Below are 22,795 nucleotides of genomic sequence, written 5' to 3' on the forward strand. Positions count from 1 at the left end.
GTTGAAAGATGAGCGCGCCAGAGCGGAAATTCGTTAAGGTCGATATCAAGGATGGAATTGCCTGGACCTACCTCAATAGGCCAAAGAAGAAAAACGCCATGAACCCGGGTTTGCATCTCGAAATGCACGACACGCTGGATGAGCTTGAGGCCGATCCGAATGTCAAGGTTGTGGTGATCGCTGGAGCCGATGGCGTCTTTTCGGCCGGACAGGACCTCAAGGAATATTTCCGCGGGCTTGAGGATAATCCCTCCGAGGCAAAGCGCATTAGGCTTATTTCCAACCGTTGGCAGTGGGAAAAGCTCTATATGTACGACAAACCTACCATTGCGATGGTGGAGGGCTACTGCGTTGGCGGTGCTTTCACACACATGCTTGCGACCGATTTTGCGATAGCCGGTTTCGATACGGTCTTTTCGCTTTCCGAAGTGAACTGGGGCATTCTGCCAGGCGGCATGGTTAGCAAGGCGCTGGTGGACACAGTATTGCCGCGGCACGCGCTCTATCACGCCTGCTTGGGCGAGCCCTTCGATGGCAAGGAAGCCGAAAGGATTGGCTTGATCACCCGCGCGGTTCCCAATGGGAAGGTGCAGGAAGAGACCTTAAAGCTTGCTGAAAAACTGATGTCGAAAAGCCCAGCGGCCTTGCGCGGCACCAAGCAGGCGATCCGACACGTGCGCCAAATGGACTTCACGCAGGCGGCGGAGTACATGCAGGAAAAGAAAAATGCCATCCGTGTGGGCGACACGGAGGACTCCTACAAGACGGGTCTCAAACAGTTTCTCGACGACAAGAGTTACCGGCCCGTCTATGGCTCGTTCAAGATGCGCGCTGAGCGCGGCGAAGAATAGCGATCAAAGGAGATAGACATGCCCGGTCCGTTGGAAGGATTCCGTGTCGTTGAGCTTTCGACCATGATCACCGGCCCGCTTACAGGGATGCTTTTGGCTGATCTGGGGGCTGAGGTGATTAAAATCGAGAATCCCGAAGGCGGGGATCCCTTTCGCGGTTACGGCGGTGGAACCTACAGCGCGCAGTTCTGCACTTACAACCGCAACAAGCGCAGTGCCGCCGTTTCGCTAAAATCGGAATCCGGCCGGCGATTTCTCGAACGCCTCGTGGTCAAAAGCGATGTTTTGATCGAGAACTTCCGGCCTGGTGTCCTGGAACGATTGGGCTTCAGCGACGCGCGATTGAAGGAGCTGAATCCTGCCTTGATTCGCTGTTCGATAACAGGGTTCGGAAAAGACGGGCCTTATGCAGCGCGCCCCTGTTACGACGCTATAGCCCAAGGGCTAAGCGGTATGTCGAGCCAATTCCTCGATCAGGAAAAGCCGCGCCTTGCGGGAACGACGATTTCTGACAACGTGACGGGACAGTACGCCTGCTATGGCATTCTGTCGGCGCTGCTTGAGCGAGAGCGGACGGGCAAGGCCCGGCGGGTCGACGTCAATATGCTTGATGCGACAATGGCCTTCATGCCGGAGCCTTTCGCTTACTTGACACAAAACGGCGAGATAGCCGATGCCTATCTTCGCGTCCGCAACTCGCAAGCATATGCATTCCGCTGCAGTGACGGGAAGATTATCGCTGTTCATATGGCTTCCCAGCAGAAGTTCTGGGAGCGCTTCGCCAAAGCAGTTGAGTTGCCGGAGTTGATCGAGCATCCGTCGTGCCTGACCCTGGCCGGTCGTGTCGAACACTACGATATGATTCTCGAGAAGGTCGGACAATCGGTTGCCGGTCAGGCTAGGATCTACTGGATGGAGCGCCTGGAGCGCTACGACGTACCCTTCACGCCGGTCAACAGCATTCCGGAGGTCTTCGAAGACCCGCAGGTGCAGCACCTCGATAGCTTCGCCAAAGTTACACATAAACTGCAGGGCGAACTGACGATCTTGAGGCGACCTGTCCGGTTTGATGGTCAACGGGATGACCAGCCGATGATGGCTCCCCCCACATTGGGAGAACACACAGAAGAACTGATGCGGGAGTTCGGCTTCGATCCTGTTTCCTAGAACATCAGGCGCCCCGCCAAGTTCACGCCCATAAAGCGTCGCCTGTTACTGGCCCTCTCGCTTCGAGAACTGCTCAATAATCCAGGCATTGAACAGCTTGGTTGCATGAGATGGCTCGTGCTCCTTCGGCACCGCGAGAAAGAACGCTCTGCGCTTGATCGGGGGCGCATCAATGATGCGGACCAAGCTGCCATCGTTCAAATAGCGTTGCATCAGGGGCGGGCCTATCAAGGCCACCCCCTGTCCATCAAGGGCGGTTTGAACAACGTTGTTGTAGGTGTTGACCGTGATCCCCCTGGGCAGTTTATCCACTTTCACGCCCTGCTCTTTGAACCAATGCAGCCAGGTAGTCTGAATGTCGTACTTGCCTTCTAAATGGATAAGTGGGAGCGCTAGGAGTTCGGCCGGATGATTGATCGGCGGCAGCTTCTCTGCGAAGACCTTGGCCGCTGTGGGAAAAATATACTCTTGCACCAAAAAGGTGAGGTCGAGGCCCACAGCCTCGACGGCGCCGTAGCGGATCGCGACATCGACGCCTTCATTTGTCAGATTGAGATCCGTATCGGAGACCAGGAACCGCATTTCGATTTCGGGATGCTCCTGCCTGAACTGCCCAATCTTCGGTAGCAACCAAAGCGATGAGAAGCCGGCACTTGATGTAATAGTAATGGTGTTCTTGGAATCCTCGCGGCGGATCTCGTTGGTGCCTTTAAGGATGCGCTCAAGCGCAAAAGATACGGTCTCAAAATAGCGTTCCCCGGCCCGCGTCAAGCGAAGAGTCCGGTGAAGGCGCAAAAACAAAAGCACGCCCAGATAGCTTTCCAGCGCTTTTATCTGTTGGCTCACAGCCACGCGCGTAACGTTCAGTTCCTCAGCGGCCCGCGTAAAGCTCAAGTGTCGCGCTGCTGCTTCGAACGTGATCAGGTAATTCGGCGGAGGGAGCTTAAATCGGAGTCTTTGCATAAAGCTCAACTTACGCTGCCGTTCAGGATTTCACAAGTTGCGGCTAAGGCCCTTGCTTTCTAACGTCGGGCGTTATGGTTGGGCAACGAACGTCAGGAATTGAATATGAGCGGCAAGCGGGTCAGTCTTCGAGAAAGCAGGCGGCAACGGGGCTCGGCCAGCCGTGCGCCAGGTATTCTGACCTCCATCTCGGACAGACGCATCCCCACCTATGACTTGGTGCCCGAGGAAAGTGTCGAGTTGATCCACGAGAACTCGATGCAGATCCTGGAAAATCAGGGGATAGAGTTTCGCGACGAAATCGCCTTGGCGGATTGGCGGCGCGTTGGCGCCGATGTGAAGGGCGCTAATGTTCGCATTGACCGCACGCTTCTGCTCGACCTCGTGAGCAAGGCGCCCGGCGAATACATACACCATGCCAGGAACCCACGCAGATCGGTGAAGATCGGTGGGCGCGGTATGGCCTTTGCGCCGATCTACGGCTCTCCCTACGTCCGTGACCTTTCCGGTGAGCGGCGTTATGCCTGCCTTGAGGATTTTCGGAATTTCGTAAAGCTGGCCTATATGGTGCCGTCGCTGAATGTCTCGGGTGGGACGGTATGCGAACCGACGGACGTTCCGGTTGCCAGCCGTCACCTCGATATGCTCTACGCCCATATGACGCTATCGGATAAACCCTTCATGGGCGGCGTGACGTCGCCGGCCCGCGCAGCCGACTGCGTGGCCATGTGCGAGATTCTCTTCGGCAAGGAGTTCCTGGAGCAAAACACCGTAATGACGTCGCTGACCAACTGTAATTCACCGTTGGTGTGGGATGAGACAATGCTGTCTGTCATACGGGTCTATGCCGCCGCAAATCAGGCCTGTCTTATCAGTCCGTTCATCATGCAAGGCGCCAACACGCCCGTCACGACGGCAGGCGCCTTTGCACAGTTGAACGCCGAAGCGCTGGCCGGCATCGCCTATGCTCAAATCATTCGGCCGGGCGCTCCCGTAATCTACGGCGCGACACTCTCGACGGTTTCGATGCGTACGGGCGCGCCGATGTACGGTACCTCGGAAACGCAGGTGCTGACCTTCCTGACCGGACAGCTCGCAAGAAAGTATGGTGTGCCGATGCGCACAGGCGGCATGCGCAACGGTTCCAAAGCGGTCGACACCCAGGCCGCCTACGAGTCAGCACAAACCATGCTTCCGGCAATTCTCGCAGGCGGCAACTTCTTCTTGCACTCGGCGGGATGGCTGGAGAGCGGGCTTTCAGCATCTTACGCTAAGTTCATGCTGGACGCGGATCAGTTGACCGTTCTCCAGCGATTGGCCAGTGGGGTTTCCCTGACAGAAGACGATTTTGCCTTGGATGCCATTTCCGAAGTGGGGGCCGGGGGGCATTTTCTGGGCTGCGGCCATACACTGGCCCATTATGAAACAGCCTTCTACTCGCCGCAGACGGCAGATCTGAGCACATACGAGCAATGGGAAGAGGAGGGTCAGCGCGACGCGCTGCAACGGGCCACGGACATTGCTCGAAACACGCTAAATGACTACAGTCCGCCACCAATCGACGAGGCCGTGGACGAAGCCCTTCAAGAGTTCATCGGAAAGCGCAGAACGGAAATACCCGACGGGTACGAATGAGTGCCGCAGGTGCCCCCGTGTATTCTACGTTGGGAGGGATAGACTTAGCGAGGAGGTTTGATGGACTGGCAAATTGAATGCGAGGGGGTTTGGAAGATATTCGGTCCAAATCCGGAAGCTGCGCTACAAGCAATTCGTAGTGAAGGATTGGGCAAGGAAGAGGCGCAGCAGCGCTTTAACAGCGTCATTGGCGTGTCGAACGCCTCGCTGCAGATTCGTCGTGGCGAACTGTTTTGCATCATGGGTCTTTCGGGGAGCGGTAAATCAACACTGCTTCGGCATGTAAACCGGCTGATTGATCCGACTGCCGGGAAAATCATGGTCGGTGGCGTCGATATCTCGTTGTTGGACCGGGCGGGCATTGCGCGGCTGCGGTCGAAGACCATCGGCATGGTTTTCCAACACATGGCGCTCTGGCCGCATCGCACCATTCAGGACAATGTGGCCTATGGCCTTGAAGTGCAGGGCGTAGGCAAACGTAAGCGGCGCGCCGTTGCTGCTCAAGCGCTTGAGCAAGTGAAACTGCAGGGCTGGGAGAGTCACTATCCAGACGAGTTGTCAGGAGGAATGCAGCAGCGCGTTGGCTTGGCGAGAGCCTTGGCGTCCGATCCCGATATCCTGCTCATGGACGAACCCTTCAGCGCGCTCGATCCCTTGATTAGGAATGAGCTGCAGGGCCAGTTCCTCGAATTGTCTTCAACCATGAAGAAGACGACACTCTTTATCACCCATGACTTGGAAGAGGCCATCAGGCTTGGTGATCGTGTTGCGATCATGAAGGACGGTGTGATCGTTCAGCTTGGAACGCCGCAGGAAATCATCCTCAACCCAAGCAATGACTACGTTGCCGAATTCGTTCGCACCATGTCGCAGGTTCGCTTCATAACCGCCGAAAGCGTGATGACAAGATTGGCCGATGTAGCGCCAACGCCGAACGACATGGAACTTTCGACCTATGTCTTGCCGACCGCGAACCTCGATCAAATCATTGATGCGGTGCAGATCGCCAAAGGTCCGATCGGTGTGCGCGATGGCGAGGGGGTGATCGGCAGAATTGAACCGGTCGCCTTGCTATCAGCGATGAAGGATCGTCTCGGTTGAGGCGAATTGACCAGCCACAGTGGGGAGGCTGATATGGAACACTTCGATCTTTTAAACCCGTTCGGGACCGGATTTCTTCCCGTGGGGGACTGGACCGAAAACGGGCTGCAGTGGGTGGTTGGCGAGTTTCGCGACTTCTTTCAAGCCATGAAGCAACCGATCAATGCGGTGCTGACGACTCTCGAGCAAGGTTTGCGAGGAACACCCTCAACAGTCACGATCGCGGCTTTGTTCCTGCTCGCCTGGCAGGTCGCCGGACTGCGCATAGGATTTCTGGTCGTTTTCTGCCTCGCGCTGATTGGATCAATCGGTGCTTGGGGCAACGCCATGACAACACTCGCGATCGTGCTGACGTCGGTTATTTTTTGCACCGCAATTGGCATACCGCTGGGAATCTTCGCGGCCCGCAGCGACGCCTTCAACAGGGTGCTGAGACCGGCCCTCGATTTCATGCAGACGATACCGTCTTTCGTTTATCTCGTGCCAATCGTCATGCTTTTCGGCATTGGCAATGTTCCGGGTGTTATTGTGACTATCATCTACGCCCTGGCACCGGTCGTTCGCCTGACAAATCTTGGTATCAGACAGGTTCGTTATGACTTGGTCGAGGCTTCGGTGGCTTTCGGAGGCAGCCCCCGCCAAACACTGATGAAAGTGCAGCTTCCGCTTGCTCTGCCGACAATCATGACCGGTGTAAACCAGACAGTCATGATGTCCCTTGCCATGAGCGTCATCGCTTCGATGATCTCGGTGACGGGTTTGGGGCAGATGGTTTTGCGCGGAATTGGCCGCCTTGACATTTCTCTGGCGACCACCGGCGGGCTTGGAATTGTGCTCATCGCGATCGTCGTTGATCGCATTTCTCAAGGGTTTGGACAAACCAGACGAGACCGGGGCCGGCGCAATTGGTATGAAACTGGCCCGGTTGGTTTCCTGCGCCGTTTCGTGAAATCGAAGGCACTCCGAAAAGATTCCTCGGTGGCCGCGTCATCCTAGGTTGCGTATCCCGCGTGTTACGTAAGTAGTACTTAACCAAATAGATAGGATTTGTGCCGTTTACCGCTTTTCAGCAGCAGATAATCCTTTCCATTCCGATAAAGGACGGGGCAAGAGCTTCGGTTTAACAGGACCCAAAGCCGCGATTGCGTCAGAAAGGCAAATGGGTCGGCCATCATAGGAAAGGGAGAGACAATGTTCGTCTTGAGGAAGAGAGTTGAAATGCTCTTCGGAGCAGCCGCGATCGCTGCTTCCGTGTTAGTGCTCGGCAGCACCGCCGCGCACGCCGGTATGCCCGGCGAAGGCAAGGTCGTGCAACCGATGACCACAGGTCAGTCGGGTCACGTTTTCTATCATGCGGTGGTACAAATTGCCCTAGAGAAACTCGGGTACGAAGTGAAGCCGCATCTCGAGGCGGAGTATCCGGCTATCCATCTTTCCGTCGCCCAGGGTGACGCCGACTACACCGCCGGGCATTGGGACCCTCTTCACCAGAAATTTTTCGATCAGGCCGGCGGCGATGAGAAAATGACAAGGGTCGGCCACCTTATTTCGGGGGCAGGTCAGGGCTACTTTATCGACAAGAAGACGGCGAACGAGCATGGGATCGACAACATCGGTCGGTTCAGCGACCCCAAAATCGCCGCGTTGTTTGACACCAATGGCGATGGGAAAGCCAATCTAACCGGCTGCAACCCGGGTTGGGGTTGTGAGCGGGTCATTGAGCATCAACTGGATGCCTTTGATCTGCGTGGGTCGATCAACCACGATCAGGGCAGCTACTTTGCGCTCATTGCGGATACGATCACCCGCTATCAAGGCGGCGAGTCGATCTTTTTCTATACCTGGTCCCCGACTTGGGTCGGCTCTATTTTGAAGCCGGGCGATGATGTCGTGCAGCTGAACGTGCCATTCTCGTCACTGCCGGGTCAGGAGAATGCGGATACGGCCTTGCCGGATGGACGCAATCCGGGCTTTGGCGTCAACAGCATTCGCGTGTTGGCGAACAACGAGTTCCTTGCGGAGAACCCGGCCGCTCGTCGTTTGTTCGAGTTGCTTGAGATTCCCATCGCTGACGTGAGTGCTGAGAACAACCTCCAACACCAAGGTGAGGACGCTCCTGAGCAGATTTTCGGTCATGCGAAGGATTGGATCGCGCAGAACCAGGCCCAGTTTGATGCCTGGATTGCTGAGGCGGCAGCAGTTACCAACTAAGCATCCTGACGAGAACCAGCCGGGGCATTACCGTCCCGGCTGGTTTTTTCGGTCAGCTAGTACAGTCCTTCGCTCGTTGCACTCATAACTTGGCGCCGGTAGGGGCCTTGGATTCATTTCAAGCAGTGATGCAAGCGGGCGAGCCGCCATTCATTGAGGTTATAGGTAAGTTTGAATTATCATAACCGCTGCAATTTTCAACGTTTATAACGGAAATGATAAGAATATATTATCTGAGAGTCGTTTGAGACAATTTGCCCAATAAGCCTGAGCTGGAGAGTGAACCTTGCAGATCGGCACAAAGAATTCTGAACGAGCGGCTTTCATTGGAGGCAAATCATGAGGGGGCAGGCTGCACTGGCTTTGGCGGAGATGGATCTCCGGGATGCCCCCTGTTCTTACTCTCGCGAACGTCCATTGGATGCCCAACGTGCCGATATTGCGCAACGAGGCGGAGTGACCTCCGAGGCGTTGCGGGTCGATATTCTGCTTCCATCGGGCTTTTCGCTGGCCGAGTTCGGAATTGTCATGGAAGCCCTTGCTGTCGCCGGATCAACGGAACGTTGTCCGCGTATTCTCAAGCGGGTCATTTCCGAAAGCGCGGGTAGCGTAGCGAGTAGCTGTGGGGTCTCTGTGAGCACGGTAAGTGTGGAGTCCATCGGCTTTGAGTCCGGCAACCAACCGGATATCGTGATCATTCCAGGCGATACTGAGGACCGGCCCGCCTATCAGGACAAACGACTAATCAGTTATTTGAGAGTTGCTAATCGGCAAGGCGCCCAGCTTTGTCTGATCGGTGCTTCCTCCTTCCTCGCAGCACGCGCGGGCCTATTGGACAATCGCAGCTGCGCCGTTCATTGGCGCATCCTGCCGGCGTTTCGAGAGTTTTTTCCAAAAGTGCGGGCAAAGGCGCGGTTCCTGTGCACGGACAAGCGCATCGTGTCGTCCTTGGCGGGTACCTGCGCGTTGGCGGCAATCAATAAAGTCCTGCTGGCTTGTCGCGAAGAGCCGGGGCAGGTTATGGAACGGGAGCTTGCAGGTCGCTTTTCCGTCGACTCACTACACACCTCGGATCAGATTCCGCTGGCCAGCTATATTGTCGGCCATCCGCGAGGCAGGCAGGTGAATGATGCAATCCAGATCATGCACGAGACTGTCGAAAGCCCGGTCCAACTGGACGATCTGGCGCGCCGTGTCGGCACGTCGCGGCGCCAGATGGAGCGGCTTTTTCGCTCTTATCTCGGAAAGCCGCCACAGAAAGTTTACCGCGAGATTAGGCTGCAAACGGCTTATAGTCTGTTGATGAGCGGCAACATGTCGGTTACCGAGGTCGCCTATGCTGCGGGCTTCGTATCGCCGTCGCATTTCGGACACAGCTTCGTCAACGAGTTCGGCTTCTCACCGAATTCAATCAGGCGCAGCCGATCGCATGGTGAATACGCTCGCAGTTGAGCGCCAGCTGATTGATCTAACACCCACTGTCTCACAGCGCTCCGTTCGCATCTCTAAGGGACCCTCCCGCGATGAAGATCACGCGACTAAGAACAAGGCCGGTTAGCGTTCCACTCGACCGCCCCATAGCAACGGCGATTCATCGCATCGAGTCTGTGGGATGTCTGCTGGTAAGCCTGGAAACCGACCAAGGCTTGGTGGGCGAAAGCTATCTCTTTACCATCAACGGTGTCCGGCTCAAGGCCTTCGACGAAATGCTGCACGGCTTCGCGGGTGCGGTTGAAGGCCGAGATCCGCATTATGTCGAGGCTATCTGGCAGGACATCTGGAGGGAGATAAACCCGACCGGCCACCAGGGGGTCACAATAGCGGCTTTATCAACGTTGGATACTGCGTGTTGGGACCTGATCGGAAAAGCCGCCGACCGACCGCTGCATCATCTTTTTGGTGCCTGTAGGGACCGTATCGAAACCTATGCCAGCGGCGGCCTGTGGCTTTCCTACTCGATTGATGACCTTGTGGTCGAGGCGGCGGCCTTGCTCGATCAGGGGTTCCGGGCGATGAAGATGCGCGTTGGCAACAGCGACCTTCGCAAGGACGTGGAAAGGGTTCGGCGGGTTCGTGAGGTGATTGGACCGGAGGTTAAACTGCTGGTCGATGCGAACCAGGCCTATCGTCCCAAACAGGCGATCCAACTGGGGCGTTTGCTGGAGCCGTTCGATATTGTCTGGTTCGAAGAACCCGTCGCGGCTTATGACCGCGAAGGGCAGGCGCTGGTGCGCGAAAGACTGGATATACCGGTAGCCTCCGGTGAAACGGAGTACACCAAGCAGGGAATACGAAGCACGATCGAAGCCCGATCCGCCGATGTGCTGATGCCGGATCTGCAGCGTATCGGTGGCCTCACGGAGATGCTGCGCGCGGCCGCGCTGGCGGACTCTTTCAACCTGCCGATCTCCACGCACATCTTCACGGAGCATAGCCTGTCTATCGCCGGCTCCGCGCCTAACTGTATCTCGGTCGAGCACATGCCCTGGCATGCGCCTTTGTTCCGCGAGACACTGGAACTACAGGATGGTGCATTAATCATTCCGCACCGCCCTGGGACGGGATTTACATTTGACCCGAAAGCGGTCGAGCGCTTCGCTCTGGCACCGGCCCGATAGACGGTCTTTGTTGCTTCTTTTCTAAGGCACCCTATAGCTGCCTGTTACATCGCCACGCACAAACGCAGGGCATCATAGATCGCGGCGTGAATGTTCCGGCTGGAAACCGCATCGCCGATGCGATGAAGCTCGAAGGTTCCTTCGGGATTTAGAGTACAGGGTTGCGGTACAACGGCGAGCAGGGCGTCGATATTGGTGACGCCTGCATTGCGTGCCTGCCCGCGCAACGCCTTATAGACGTCGTCCATCGGCACGGTTCCGTGCTCCACAACGACTTGGTCCGTTTGGACAACCTGCTCGTCGAGCGTGGCATCGTTTGCGAGCGTCACTGCCAGACGGTTGCCGACAGGCTCCACGCGAACCAGCCGGTGATCAAACAAGGTCGTCACCTTGTGCTCGTAAAGGCGCCGTTTCCAGGCGATCCGCTCGGCGTAGGTTAGTTCGGCAGCCAAGTGTCCGTCGATTGAGGCAAAGGTAACAGTCTTACCGTCACGGGCAATCTGGGTGGCGACTTGAGGGGCAGGGTGTCGCCCGGTGCCGTCGAAGACCAAGACCTCATTACGTGCGGGTATTTGACCCGAAATGATGTCCCAGGCGGTGGTGCAATGCACGGCGCCGTCGATCCAGTCAATGTCAGGCATGCCGCCGGTTGCGACGATCACTACATCGGGCTGAAGTGCGATGACATCCTCGGCCTCCATGTAGCTGTTGGTGTGAACTTGGACGCCCAGGCGCTCCAGTTCCATAGCCCGCCAGTCGATCAGGCCAATCAAATCGCGCCGCCAGACGCCGCGCGTTCCCAGGAGAACCTGGCCGCCCAGGTTGGCCGCCGCTTCGTGAAGGCTGACTTGGTGTCCGCGTTCGGCGCAGACACGCGCGGCTTCTAGCCCGGCGGGGCCGCCGCCAACCACCACAATGCGCCGTTCTGCTTGCTTGGACCGTGTGATGATGTGGGGCAAGGTGATTTCACGGCCGGTCGCCGGATTATGCAGACATGATGGGCGGTAGCCGGACATGCAGTGCGTTGCGCCAACGCAGGGCCGTATTTCACTTTCTCTCCCTTCTCGCAGTTTGGTCACCATCTGCGGGTCGGCAATCTGGGCGCGGGTCATTCCGGCCATATCCAGATGTCCTTCCGCGATGGCATAGCGCGCGGAATGGATGTCGGCGATGCGTGCGGCATGGAATACAGGAACGCCCACGGCGCGTTTGAAATGCCCGACGGGTTCGACCCAGGGCGCAATCTTGGAATCCATGCCCGGCATATTCTCATAGGCAAGGCCACGCTCGGTATCCATGCTGCCATAGATCGCGTTGAAGAAATCGACGCAGCCGTTCTGTTCGAAGAACTGGCCCATCTTGATGCATTCATCGGCCGTCAGTTCTCCATCGACACCCTCGTCCACGGTGAAGCGCATGCCGACCAGGAAATCATCGCCTGTCGCTTTTCGAATGGCTTGATGGACCATCAACGGGAAGCGGCAACGGTTCTCGAACGAGCCCCCGAAACGGTCCGTGCGCTTGTTGGTTTTCGGTGACAGAAATTGACCGAGCAAGTGCGCGCCGGTCAGGGTTTCAATGCCGTCCAGACCGCCCTCCTTGCATCGGAGCGCGGCGGCGGCATAGGCCTTTACCACCCGGTCAATATCGTACTCGTCCATCTCCTTCGGGAAGCTGCGGTGCAGTGTCTCGCGAATCGGCGAGGGCGCAATGGTCGACAGCCAATCCTGTGTATAGGGGTCGCCGCGTCTGCCCAGATGAGTGATCTGGCACATCAGCGTTGCACCGGCACGATGGATGCGCTCGGAAAACTGCTGGAGGTGCGGAATTATCTCATCGGTACCCACGTTGAGCTGCCTGAAGATGTTCGGCGAATCAGGTGCAACATTGGAAGAGCCGCCGAACATCGTCAGCGCAAGGCCGCCTTGAGCCTTTGCTTCGTGGTAGGTCTGATAGCGCTCGGTTGGAAACCCTCCGTCCTCGAGCCCGCAGGCATGGCTTGTGCTCATGAACCGGTTACGGAAGAGGACGTGCTTGATCCGCAGCGGTTGGAACAAAGGGTCCGTTGACGGCCTTGATTGGGGCTCCGCTGTTTTGCTCATCGTGATCTCACAATCCGTGCTTCTTAAAGGTTAGACACCACCCAAAGTCGGGCGGGGTAGCAGCAACCTGCTACTTGATCGCAGGCGCGGGTTTCGCTGGAACCGATGATGACTCCTTGGTTCAAGGTCTTACCCTTTTCTAAGGGGGTTGGGTACGAGGACTCTCTTGACCGCGTCGTCGGTCTGCCAAAACCCGCCCAATGGCAGATGAACGCTTGCCATGAAGCCCGCATCGCCAGCGTAATCTTGTTGTGTATTAACAGCCTGCTTATTCTGCCGGCTTCGTTAAGGATGGCACTTCACTTTGGTTCAAAGCGGCATCCAGGGCCCGTCCGGCAGCACCGGAGGGGCGGGCGAACGGCGCCAACAGATCGTAAAGGACAGGCGTCAGGAATAATGTCAAAACGGATGCCAATCCTAAGCCGCCGATCACCACGATACCAATGACCTCTCGGCTCTCGGCACCTGCGCCACTGGCCAATGCCAAAGGAACGGCGCCCAAAATCGTCGAGACAACCGTCATTAAAACGGGGCGCAAACGCAAACTCGCACCATTCAGAATGGCTTCGCGGACGGATTGACCTTCATCGCGAAGCTGATTCGCGAACTCCACGATCAAAATACCGTTCTTGGCCATCAGCCCGATCAACAGAATGATGCCGATCTGGCTGTAGACGTTGAGAGAGTTGCCTGTAATCCACAAAGAAAGAAGTGCACCGGAAACGGCCAGGGGAACCGACAACATGATGATCAGTGGATGAATGAAGCTTTCAAACTGCGCGGCGAGAACCAGATAGACAATGACCAAGGCCAACACAAAGGTAAAAGCGACACCGCTGGATGTGTCGAGGAACTCCTTTGATTGCCCGGCGAAGGACAACCGAGCCTCAGGTGGCAGGGTCTTCTGCGCCAACGAACGCATGTAATCTATTGCCGAGCCCATGTCATAACCCGGTGCCAAGGCGCTCTCGATGGTGATAGACGGCAGTCTCGCATAACGGTTCAGCTCCGGAGCGCTGGCGGTTTCGCTCAAGGTCACCAGTGAATCGAGAGGTGTCAAAAGGCCGCTTGGCTGGGCGCGAACAAAAAGATTGGCGATGTCGGACGGAGTCCGCCGGTCAGTCGGCCTCGACTGCAAGATGACCGGATACTCCCTGCCACGATCGACAAACCGGGTGACTTCGCGCGAAGCCAGCATGGTCTGCAGCGTTCGACCGACGGTTTCAACATCGACACCGAGGTCGCCGGCTCTCGACCGATCCATCCGAACCGTCAGTTCCGGTTGGTTTTTCTCATAGTCAATCTCAAGTCCCACCAGCCCGGGATTGGCTTCCGCCTCTCGAAGCATAGCCTCAACCCAGATCAGGACCTGCTCGTACTCGGGGCCGCCAACGACGACTCGCAGGGGCGTGCGATTGCCGCGCAATCCCAGCCCTACCGGTACGACAGGCGTTGCTCTGGCACCGGTCAGGTCGACCAGACGTTTGCGGATCTCCGTCGCCAAGGTGGATGCGTCACGCTCACGTTGGTCCCATGTGGCAAGCCGCACGACGATGAAACCGCGATGGGGACGGTTCCAGCTACCTGACAAGGCGAACAAGCCAACGGCTTCACCGCTTTTCAACAAAGGCTGGACGGCCTCTTCGACCTTGCGCACTTGCGCGTCGGTGTTTGCCAAGTTGGAGCCCTGCGGCGTCGCTATGCTGACGAAAAAGATGCCTCTGTCTTCACGAGGGGTCAGCTCGCGAGGCAGCTGGCCGTAAAGCCACCCGGATGTCCCTGCGAAGACCGCTGCCACCAATAGCACCAGCAAAGGCGCGGTCAGAGCGATGGATAACGCCTTGCGGTAGGCATCGGCCAACGCCTTGGACAGCCTATTCAAAGCGGCACCCAGTCGACTCTCGGATCGACCATCACGCAGCACCGCGGCTGCCAGAGGCGGACAGAGTGTTAAGGCGACAACCGTCGAGATGGCCACGGCGCAGGCCAGCACGAAGCCGAATTCGGTAAAAAGACGGCCAACGGTGCCCTGCATGAAAGAGATGGGGACAAAAACGGCAATCAGGGTCAACGACGTTGCGATAACGGCAAAGGTCACCTGGCGCGTGCCTCGGGCCGCGGCGGCAAGAGGCGATTCCCCCAGTTCAACACGGCGTTGGATGTTTTCAAGTACAACGATTGCGTCGTCGACAACGATTCCGATGGCCAGAATGAGCGCCAGCAGCGTCAGTATGTTGATCGAGAAGCCGAGTGACAAAATACCGATGAATGTGCCCACCAGCGCGACGGGAATGGTAACGCTCGGGACAAGAGTGGCCCGTATCGAACCCAAAAACGCGAAATTCACCAGCACGACAACCATGACCGCGATACCCAGGGTGATGATGACTTCGGTGATTGAGCTCTTGATGAAAATGGCATCGTCGGAAGAAACCTTGAGGATCATGCCTTCGGGCAATGCGGGTCTCACGGCGTCCAGCTCATCTCGGATACGGTTTGAGATGGCGATTGTATTGGCCTGGGACTGGCGCAAGATCGCCAGACCGATCGCCTGCTGCCCCTCGACCCGGACCACAGACGCATCATCTTCCGGGCCAATATCGACAAGCGCCACGTCGCCGACCTTGATCGGGTGACCATCGACGACCCGAATTACGGTGTCGGCAAAATCTTTGGGCGTTTGTAGCAACGTATCGGCGCGAACGGTGAACAAGCGCAGATCGCTTTCCAGCTCACCTGCCGGTAGCTCCAAGTTCCCCAGCCGTAATGCTGTTTCGACGTCTTGGACCGTCAGGTTTCTCGCTGCCAGTGCACGGCGGTCGAGCCAGATGCGGATGGCCTGCCGCCTTTCGCCATAGATATCCACCTGGGCGACACCGTCGACTGTTGCAAGCCGATCAACGATGTAGCGCTGCGCATAGTCGGTAAGCTCAATGGGTGACAAGCGATCGCTTACAAGACTCAATCGCATGACCGGGTCGGCATTGGTATCGCTCTTGGCGATCGTCGGCTCATCAACATCCTCGGGGAGGTCTGCTCTAACTCTTGCCACGGCATCGCGGACATCGTTGACGGCATCGTCTACCGAGACGCCGCTCTCGAACTCGATCGTCGTGCGTGAACGACCTCGGCGGCTTTGGGAGGAGATGGTGCGGACGCCCGGTACACCGGCTACCGCGCCTTCGACAATTTCGGTAATATCGGTATCGACGATAGTTGGCGCGGCACCTGTATAGGTCGTCGTGACCGTTACCACTGCGGCATCGACGTCAGGCAACTCGCGGATCGGCAGGCGGCTCATGGCGGCAAGCCCGATGACGACCATCAGCAAGCTCATAACCAGTGCAAAAACCGGTCGCCGAATAAAGAAGCCGCTGAAGTCCATGCCCGTCGCTAACCCTGTTCGCCTGAAGCCAAAACACGAACCAATGAGCCGTCACGGAGGCGCTGCACGCCCTCGCGTACAATTTTCTCCCCGTCACTCACGCCACTGATCACCTCCACCAGGTTTCCGGTTCGCACGCCCACGGAGATGGGGCGTCTTTCTACCTTGTTCTCCGTCACGACGAAGACGATGCTGCCATTCGCTTCGGCGACTATGGCCTCTTCTGGAACTGCCAAACTTGTACGCTCGTCCACCACCACCGTAACGGTCACGAAAAGGCCTGCGGGAAGCAAGATGTCGGGGTTTGGCAAAGTGGCACGTACCCGGAAGGCCCGTGATGCCTGGCCGATTCTCGTATCAATACGGTCGATGATGGCGTTGAAGGTACGACCGGGAAAGGCGTCGATCGTGATCCGGGCCGTCATGCCCAACCGGACTTTGCTGTACTGTATTCCCGGAACCGAAAACTCGACGTCGATTACAGAAAGATCGTCGAGGGTCGTGATAACCTGTCCTTCCTCAACCCGGGCGCCGATATCCAATTCCTTGAATCCCACGATTCCGGAATAGGGGGCGCGGACCACGCGGTCGGCCAACGCCTTTCGGGCACCCTGTAAACGGGCCACCGCGGCATCCCGTTCACTGAGCAGATCGTCGACAGTGGCTTGCGAAACGTTCTGCCGTGCAAGCAGGCGCTTTGCGCGATCCAGGGCTTGGGTGTTCTTCGTCAGATACGCCTCCAGCTCTTCTACCTCGGCGCGTTCCGCCTCATCGTCTAGCCGGACCAGCACTTGCCCGGCCTCGACCTGCGACCCGGCGGTAAAGGAGATCTCCATGATCTGCCCATCTGCCAGGGGAACAATATTGATGGCTTGGTGGGCCTGTGTGCTGCCGACCGCTTCGATAGCTTCAACGATTGCTGTCGGGGCAACGGTGGCTAAAGTCACCGGGACGGCTTCGAGGTTGGCGTTGGGAAGTTTGCTGTCGGCGGGCGGCGAGTTCCAGCGTTGACCTTGCCAGACGCCGAACGCCACCATCAGCAACAAGACACCGAATAAAACTTGGCGGAATATGGTCATAAAATTCTCTTAGTACCCTAAACCACCGATATGAAAAACATTGCGCGGTGGTGGTGTATTTCCATTATACGATGAATAAAGTCTCCCCGTTCCCGGAAAACACCAAGTTTTTTCTAACAGGGTTATCGGTAGTTTGGCGCCGCACAGCGATAAGGCTGCGTTCTCGGGCAAATGTCAGATGACTGTCCTGCCTGCTTCAACCAACGCATTCTATTCGGTCAGACTCCCTTGCAGAGGTAGCTACAGTGCCTCGGATAAGACGGACCCTGTCGTAGGGTGGCGGTAGATCGTTGTCGCGTAGGGCCTGGTCGATGGCTTGTAAGATTGCGTCGACACAATCGATGTCCTCAGCGTAGTTGGGAACCCAGAATCGAACGGCATAGCGAATACCCTTGGGCTCGTGCGCCAGGATTCGGGCGTCCGGCGCCGGCGCCCGAAGAACGAGAGGCACCTGCGCCGCTGCGTTTGAGAGAATTGCCTTAGCCTGAGAGGCCGAGATCTCGTGATTCACTAGTATTTCAACCTGTCTGCGGTAGTGTCGCTGTGGTGCGCTGTAGTTGGTCAGCTTCTGTTGCGCGATCTGACTGTTGGGCAAGATGGTGTAGGTGCTGTCTCTGGTCAGCAACCTTGTAGTTCTCCACCCGATCTCGACTACGCGGCCCTTAACGTTGCTTCCGATTTCGACCCAATCACCAATTCGGTAAGGCGCCTCAAGGCCAAGGGCTATCCCAGAAAAGACGTCGGCAAGAACGTTTCGAATCGCAAAACCAAAGACGGCGATTACCAGCCCGGAGCTCGCCAGGGCTCCACTGAAAGATTGCCCGAGGACAAGTATGACCGTTGCAATGGATGCGGCGATGAACAGGGCAACGCTAACCAATTCCTGTAGGAGCTTGGGCACTCGCCGGCGGTTCGGGCCTGATCGTTCAAGGGCCAGCCCAACCAACCTCCCACAAAGCCAAGCTGAGGAGAAGAGGCTGGCGGCCCCGGACAGTGTGAGGATAACCTGACCGTGCGATTCGAAGCCTATAGCCTCCAATGCGCGAGGGTGAGTCAGGTAGACCACAACGCAGCCAACGCTGGCAGCGGCCGGCGCAAGAAGTCGGTCAAGCAGTTCTCTTGCCTTCATGATCCGGCGGACCCATAGGCAAGCTCCCGGTCATTGTGGGCTTGTCGGGAGTTGTTGGATTGGCAGTCCTTTACAGCGCGGCTATCGACGCTTCCAGGCTTTACCTGAGAGTTTGAGTCATTACACCAAAGGCAGTGCACAGCGGCCCTTGGTACGGCGCGACCACAATGATCGCAGATAGGCATCGTGATGCGGCTGTTCATTGATCTCATCCCGTCGTGAGGGACAGGCGAAGGCCTGTCTTTGCTTGTTATCTGGCTTCTGGAAAAGGGAACCCGGAACGGGATTCGAGCCCTGCCTTGTTTAGGCGAGGCTCTGCCCGTTCCGGGCAAAGCCATGTGCTTTCCGGGCGGGCCTCATTAGCATAGGGACAAGCTCAATTCTCATATTGGGGATATGCAATTTATTTTATTAACTTCAAGAAGTTAATGATTGTTTCCCGGTTCACCGTCATGCGATTGGGGTGTCGACGGGATAGGTCCAACTGATATCCGGCTGGAACAGAACATCGTTAATCGATATTACCTCCAGCCTGCCGTCTGGCTGTTCGACGGGAATCTGCTCTCCCGCGAAACGTCCCAGCATCGCAAGGCCGCGTAAGGTCATTATCGAAAGAGTCAGGCCCGGGACCGAAAGGCTGTCATCGCTAACCAATATCCGCCAGTCCGGCCGGGACGTACCTACAGCAAAGGAAACACGGCTGTTGAGAGTAACGACACGGGGGTCGATGTCCGCGAGAGGAATAACGATCGCCGTTGAAACCTTGTTTGCCAGCAAGCGTTCGTAGGTCTCGCTGTGGCGCACGTCGCTGCTGCCCAGTATGGATTCGAGGAGATTAAGATCCCTTGGCGTAAGTAAGGAGCGAGAGATTTGAGACATGATAAGTTCCCAGCCACGCCAGTTGGTGTGGCTCCCATTCTAAATTCTATGGAAGACGCTTGGGCTCCGAAAACCCCCAGACGCAGGCGCGCGTTTCCTTAGCGCCCGGCCGGGGGTAAAGAGCAGGATGGATCGCGCCTGAAGCTAAGGGAGGAGCAGCCACCAACCAGTGCAGCCCAGAAGATACCGTTTGCCATACGATCACTCACATTTCACAGTCCAGCGTCAGTATTCAAGCAGGTCCCGGTTCACCATGTTTCTCCGGCGCTTCGACCGTCAAAATCTCCAGTTGGTGCAAGCGGCCATCTGGGGCGGAATAGGCAATCACCTGCCCTTCGGACAGGCCAATCAAGGCGGCGCCAACGGGTGTCAAAATCGAAACACGGCCAGTAGAGAGATCCTCTTCGCCGGGGAACACCAGGCTCACCTGACGCTGCCCTTTCCCATCCATCCTAAAGGTGACTCGCGATCCCATGCGCACAACTCCAGACAGGAGAGTGCTATCCGGCACGATTTGGGCGCGGTCCATCTCCTCTTGCAAATCCCTCGATACAGCAGGCACACGGTCTTCAACTGCGATGGCAAGGGATAGTATTTGCTCGTAGTCACGTTCGCGGACAACGATCTTGGGTTTAAGGTCTGACAGCGTTGCGGACATAGCTATAGCTCTCGTGTATTGGGACAGGCGGCGGCCGGTCTACCGGCAGTCACGGAATCCCTTTGGGTTCATTTCAGGTGAGGTGAGGCGCTAGGCAAAATCCGCTGACGAGAATCGTCAAACGCGCCCCCGGAATCCAGGGCGCCGGTCCGGGATTTCGGGGGGGACTATCCGGCTAGCGGATAAAGGCGTGTCAGAAGTGCGAGTAAGCTTTGCATATAACTCAAATGCGCCTCGGCCGATGAAATGTCAAGTCCAGGAGGTCAGCCATGGTGGTGGGGTGCTGTCAGGCGAGTCCGCACCAACTTTTTGTGCTCTAACAAAGGGCCGGCATGCCGACGAGTGGGGTTGCCAACAGTCATTCAATATGGCCCGTATTGGTCTGCAATCGGGACCCGCTCTTTCGGGAGGGTCCTAGCCGGTCGCTGAAACCAAGTCTCCGATCCGCACGACTTCGGCCGCCAACTGGTCCAGGTCTTCGAAGCGCGTGCGGTGGTTGCAGATCGCCACGCGCAGGCTGTGCGCCCCCTTTAGCGTCGTGTCCGAGATTGCGGCGGTTCCGCTTTCTTGCAGGCGCAGCATGATCTCCACGTTCAGCGTCTTCAGTTCCGCCGCGTCCAGACCGCCGGGATCATAGCGGAAGCAGACGATGTTGATGGCCTGTGGCGCAGCAAGCGCGAGGCGCGGATGTGTCTCGACAATGTCGGCGAGGTGGCGGGCCTGGGTAATGTTGCGATCAATCAGGTGGCCGAAACGGGCCAGTCCGTGTTCCTTCAGCATCATCCAGACCTTCAACGCGCGAAAGCTGCGCGAAGTCTCGGGCCCGAGTTCGTGCAACCAGGGACCCGACGCCAGGCCGCGTGGCGCGGTCTCTAGATACTCCGGCATGGTGGCGAAACTCTGCCCAAGCAGGCCAGGCTTGCGGATCAGCGCGCAGCCTATGCCAAAGGGGGCGTGCAGCCACTTGTGCGGGTCGAGGGCGAGGGAATCGGCACGGGCTAGGCCGGCGACCAGATGCGCATTCTCCGGCGCGATGGCGAGCAGTGCGCCGATGCAGCCGTCGACGTGCAACCACATGTCCTCGGCGGCGGCGAGATCGGCGAGCGCCATCAGGTCGTCGATCGCGCCGGTGTTAACACTGCCGGCATTGGCTATGAGGCAGGCTGGGTGCAGTCCACTAGCGCGATCCTCAGCAATGGCGGCGCGCAGGGCGGTCAGGTCGATGCGGAATGCGGCATCACTCGGTATCCGGCGCAGCGCCTGGTTGCCCAATCCCAGCGCCTCTACCGCCTTCCGGTGGCAACTGTGTATCTGGTCGGATCCGTAGAAGCGCAGCGGTCGCGGCATTGCCGCGACGCCTGCCTCGCGCACGTCGATTCCGGCCTTGACGTTGCGTGCCACCGTCAGGCCAACGAGGTTCGCGGCCGACCCACCGCTGACCAGCGTACCCTCCGCGGAGGCAGGCATGCCAACCATGCCGCGAAGCCAGTCGACCACCTGTCGATCCACATAGACGGCGGCATGATCGCCGCCGCCGACGTTCGATCCCTGGATCGCCGCAAGAAACTCGGCCAGTGCACCGGTGAAGCTGCCCGAGCCCATGAACCAAGACCAGAAGTGCGGATGAACGTTGCCCATCGGGTAGGGCATGATTGTCTCCTGCACCTCGCGGATTACTTCTTCCAGGGACGTCGGATCCGTCGGCGCGGGAATCTCGAAGCGTCGCCGCACGTTGTCCGGCATCGCCTGCCAGACCGGCCGTTCGCGCCGTTCCGCAAGGTAACGCACGGAGTCTGCGACGACGTGCATCGCGACACGCTCGACCCCTGTCCAGTCGACGGGGTCGAGCGTTTCTTCCGAAGGGGGAAGACGATGGTCCATGGTTCAGGCCGCGAAACGTGCGCCGGGAGTCGAGCGTGACAATGCCCACTCAGCATCGTCCATTTCCTCGGTAATTCCCTCGAAGAGGGGTGTCGAGAGATAGCGCTCGCCGGTATCTGGCAGCATGCACAGGATCGTGGACCCTGCCGGTGCGTTCTCGGCGATGCTCCGGGCGACGGCAAAGGTCGCTCCAGCGGAGATACCGCAGAAGATCCCTTCCCGGCGCGCCAACTCCCGAGCCCACTTGATGCCATCGGGACCAGCGACTTTGACCACCTCGTCGTAGAGACCCCGGTCCGTGGCCTCCTGCAACACCAGAGGAATGAAGTCCGGCGTCCAGCCCTGGATGGGGTGTGGCTCGAAGGCGGAGTGCCCGGCCGTCGGCGCGCCATCGTCGCCGCGGGTTTGCGCAATGCCGCTCGACAGCAGCGCCGCGTTCGCTGGTTCCGCCAGCACAATCCGCGTCTCCGGGCGTTCCATCCGCAACACGCGGCCGACGCCGGTAACGGTGCCGCCCGTGCCATAGCCGGTCACGAAGTAATCAAGCCGCTGCCCGGCGAAGTCGCCGAGGATCTCCCGCGCCGTGGTGGCGGCATGGATGTCGGCGTTAGCCTCCGTCTCGAACTGACGCGCGAGAAACCAGCCGTTGGCTTCGGCCAATTCGGCCGCCTTTCGGTACATTCCGTAACCTTTCTCGGCCCGCGGAGTCAGCACGACCTGCGCGCCTAGCATCCGCATCAGCTTGCGGCGCTCGACCGAAAAACTGTCCGCCATCGTCACCACCAATGGGTAGCCCTTCTGCGCGCAGACGATTGCCAGCCCGATGCCGGTATTACCGCTTGTTGCCTCGACCACGGTCTGACCGGGCTTTAGCTGGCCGCGGCGTTCGGCGTCTTCGATGATGTTCAGTGCCAGCCGGTCCTTAACCGAGCCGGCAGGGTTGAAGAATTCGGCCTTGACGTAGATCGTGGATTGACCGGCACCGAGATTGTTTATCCGGATGGTGGGCGTATCGCCAATCGTGTCGAGGACGCTGTCGAACAGACGCCCCCGGCCGTTTGTGGTGCGGATACTGTCAGTAGGTTGCATGATCGGTTTCCTATTATGTGATTGGCTGGCTCCTGGGGGAGCCAGCC

Annotated in this window: 17 protein-coding genes; 8 read left to right on the top strand and 9 right to left on the bottom strand. The window is 57.9% G+C overall.

Going from position 1 to position 22,795, the window contains the following annotated elements; all coding sequences use genetic code 11:
* Nucleotides 1–8 precede the first annotated feature (8 nt).
* Both ABIE63_RS06230 and ABIE63_RS06235 read left to right on the top strand, forming a co-directional pair.
* Complete coding sequence (locus ABIE63_RS06230; RefSeq protein ID WP_354503597.1) at nucleotides 9–851, top strand: p-hydroxycinnamoyl CoA hydratase/lyase; 843 nt, start codon at nucleotides 9–11, stop codon at nucleotides 849–851.
* 18 nt (nucleotides 852–869) lie between these two features.
* A complete protein-coding gene (locus ABIE63_RS06235) occupies nucleotides 870–2,018 on the top strand; it encodes a CaiB/BaiF CoA-transferase family protein (protein WP_183415089.1) in 1,149 nt (382 codons plus the stop codon).
* Between the two features lie 45 nt (nucleotides 2,019–2,063).
* Here ABIE63_RS06235 and ABIE63_RS06240 read toward each other — a convergent pair whose 3' ends face one another.
* Nucleotides 2,064–2,981 carry a LysR substrate-binding domain-containing protein gene (locus tag ABIE63_RS06240; protein WP_354503598.1) on the bottom strand — a complete coding sequence of 306 codons (918 nt, stop codon included), beginning with the start codon at nucleotides 2,979–2,981 and terminating at the stop codon, nucleotides 2,064–2,066.
* A 105-nt stretch (nucleotides 2,982–3,086) separates the two neighbouring features.
* Here ABIE63_RS06240 and ABIE63_RS06245 point away from each other — a divergent pair, with 105 nt between their 5' ends.
* The 6 genes from ABIE63_RS06245 (at nucleotide 3,087) to ABIE63_RS06270 (ending at nucleotide 10,546) form a co-directional block, all read left to right on the top strand.
* Nucleotides 3,087–4,616, top strand: a complete 1,530-nt coding sequence (locus ABIE63_RS06245; protein WP_354503599.1) for a trimethylamine methyltransferase family protein — start codon at nucleotides 3,087–3,089, stop codon at nucleotides 4,614–4,616.
* Between the two features lie 60 nt (nucleotides 4,617–4,676).
* Nucleotides 4,677–5,717 (top strand): glycine betaine/L-proline ABC transporter ATP-binding protein, encoded by a 1,041-nt coding sequence (locus ABIE63_RS06250; protein ID WP_354503600.1) that lies wholly within the window; start codon nucleotides 4,677–4,679, stop codon nucleotides 5,715–5,717.
* A 33-nt stretch (nucleotides 5,718–5,750) separates the two neighbouring features.
* Entirely contained in the window at nucleotides 5,751–6,713 is a 963-nt protein-coding gene (locus tag ABIE63_RS06255; protein ID WP_354503601.1) for an ABC transporter permease subunit, read from the top strand.
* 222 nt (nucleotides 6,714–6,935) lie between these two features.
* On the top strand, nucleotides 6,936–7,928 hold the full coding sequence (proX, locus tag ABIE63_RS06260; RefSeq protein WP_221205684.1) for a glycine betaine/L-proline ABC transporter substrate-binding protein ProX: 993 nt from the start codon (nucleotides 6,936–6,938) through the stop codon (nucleotides 7,926–7,928).
* A 339-nt stretch (nucleotides 7,929–8,267) separates the two neighbouring features.
* A complete protein-coding gene (locus ABIE63_RS06265; protein WP_183415095.1) occupies nucleotides 8,268–9,380 on the top strand; it encodes a GlxA family transcriptional regulator in 1,113 nt (370 codons plus the stop codon).
* Nucleotides 9,381–9,451: 71 nt separating this feature from the next.
* Complete coding sequence (locus ABIE63_RS06270) at nucleotides 9,452–10,546, top strand: mandelate racemase/muconate lactonizing enzyme family protein (protein WP_354503602.1); 1,095 nt, start codon at nucleotides 9,452–9,454, stop codon at nucleotides 10,544–10,546.
* Between the two features lie 44 nt (nucleotides 10,547–10,590).
* On the opposite strand, the gene ABIE63_RS06275 is transcribed toward ABIE63_RS06270, so the two are convergent.
* The 8 genes from ABIE63_RS06275 to cysK form a co-directional block, all read right to left on the bottom strand.
* Nucleotides 10,591–12,648 (bottom strand): NADH:flavin oxidoreductase, encoded by a 2,058-nt coding sequence (locus ABIE63_RS06275; protein ID WP_354503603.1) that lies wholly within the window; start codon nucleotides 12,646–12,648, stop codon nucleotides 10,591–10,593.
* Nucleotides 12,649–12,916: 268 nt separating this feature from the next.
* Complete coding sequence (locus tag ABIE63_RS06280) at nucleotides 12,917–16,033, bottom strand: efflux RND transporter permease subunit (RefSeq protein ID WP_354503604.1); 3,117 nt, start codon at nucleotides 16,031–16,033, stop codon at nucleotides 12,917–12,919.
* 8 nt (nucleotides 16,034–16,041) lie between these two features.
* Nucleotides 16,042–17,112 (bottom strand): efflux RND transporter periplasmic adaptor subunit, encoded by a 1,071-nt coding sequence (locus ABIE63_RS06285; RefSeq protein WP_354503605.1) that lies wholly within the window; start codon nucleotides 17,110–17,112, stop codon nucleotides 16,042–16,044.
* Between the two features lie 196 nt (nucleotides 17,113–17,308).
* Nucleotides 17,309–18,241 (bottom strand): mechanosensitive ion channel family protein, encoded by a 933-nt coding sequence (locus ABIE63_RS06290; RefSeq protein WP_354503606.1) that lies wholly within the window; start codon nucleotides 18,239–18,241, stop codon nucleotides 17,309–17,311.
* Between the two features lie 450 nt (nucleotides 18,242–18,691).
* Nucleotides 18,692–19,120, bottom strand: coding sequence for a hypothetical protein (locus tag ABIE63_RS06295; protein WP_354503608.1), 429 nt, complete (start codon nucleotides 19,118–19,120; stop codon nucleotides 18,692–18,694).
* Nucleotides 19,121–19,352: 232 nt separating this feature from the next.
* Nucleotides 19,353–19,778, bottom strand: coding sequence for a nucleoside diphosphate kinase regulator (rnk, locus tag ABIE63_RS06300; RefSeq protein ID WP_354503610.1), 426 nt, complete (start codon nucleotides 19,776–19,778; stop codon nucleotides 19,353–19,355).
* A 414-nt stretch (nucleotides 19,779–20,192) separates the two neighbouring features.
* Entirely contained in the window at nucleotides 20,193–21,659 is a 1,467-nt protein-coding gene (locus ABIE63_RS06305) for a pyridoxal-dependent decarboxylase (RefSeq protein WP_354503611.1), read from the bottom strand.
* 3 nt (nucleotides 21,660–21,662) lie between these two features.
* Nucleotides 21,663–22,748: a cysteine synthase A gene (gene cysK / locus ABIE63_RS06310; RefSeq protein WP_183415117.1), complete on the bottom strand. Its 1,086-nt coding sequence runs from the start codon at nucleotides 22,746–22,748 to the stop codon at nucleotides 21,663–21,665.
* Nucleotides 22,749–22,795: the final 47 nt, after the last annotated feature.

Origin of the sequence: Limibacillus sp. MBR-115 (assembly GCF_040549425.1) — a bacterium.
GTDB classification, from domain to species: Bacteria; Pseudomonadota; Alphaproteobacteria; order Kiloniellales; family CECT-8803; genus Limibacillus; species Limibacillus halophilus.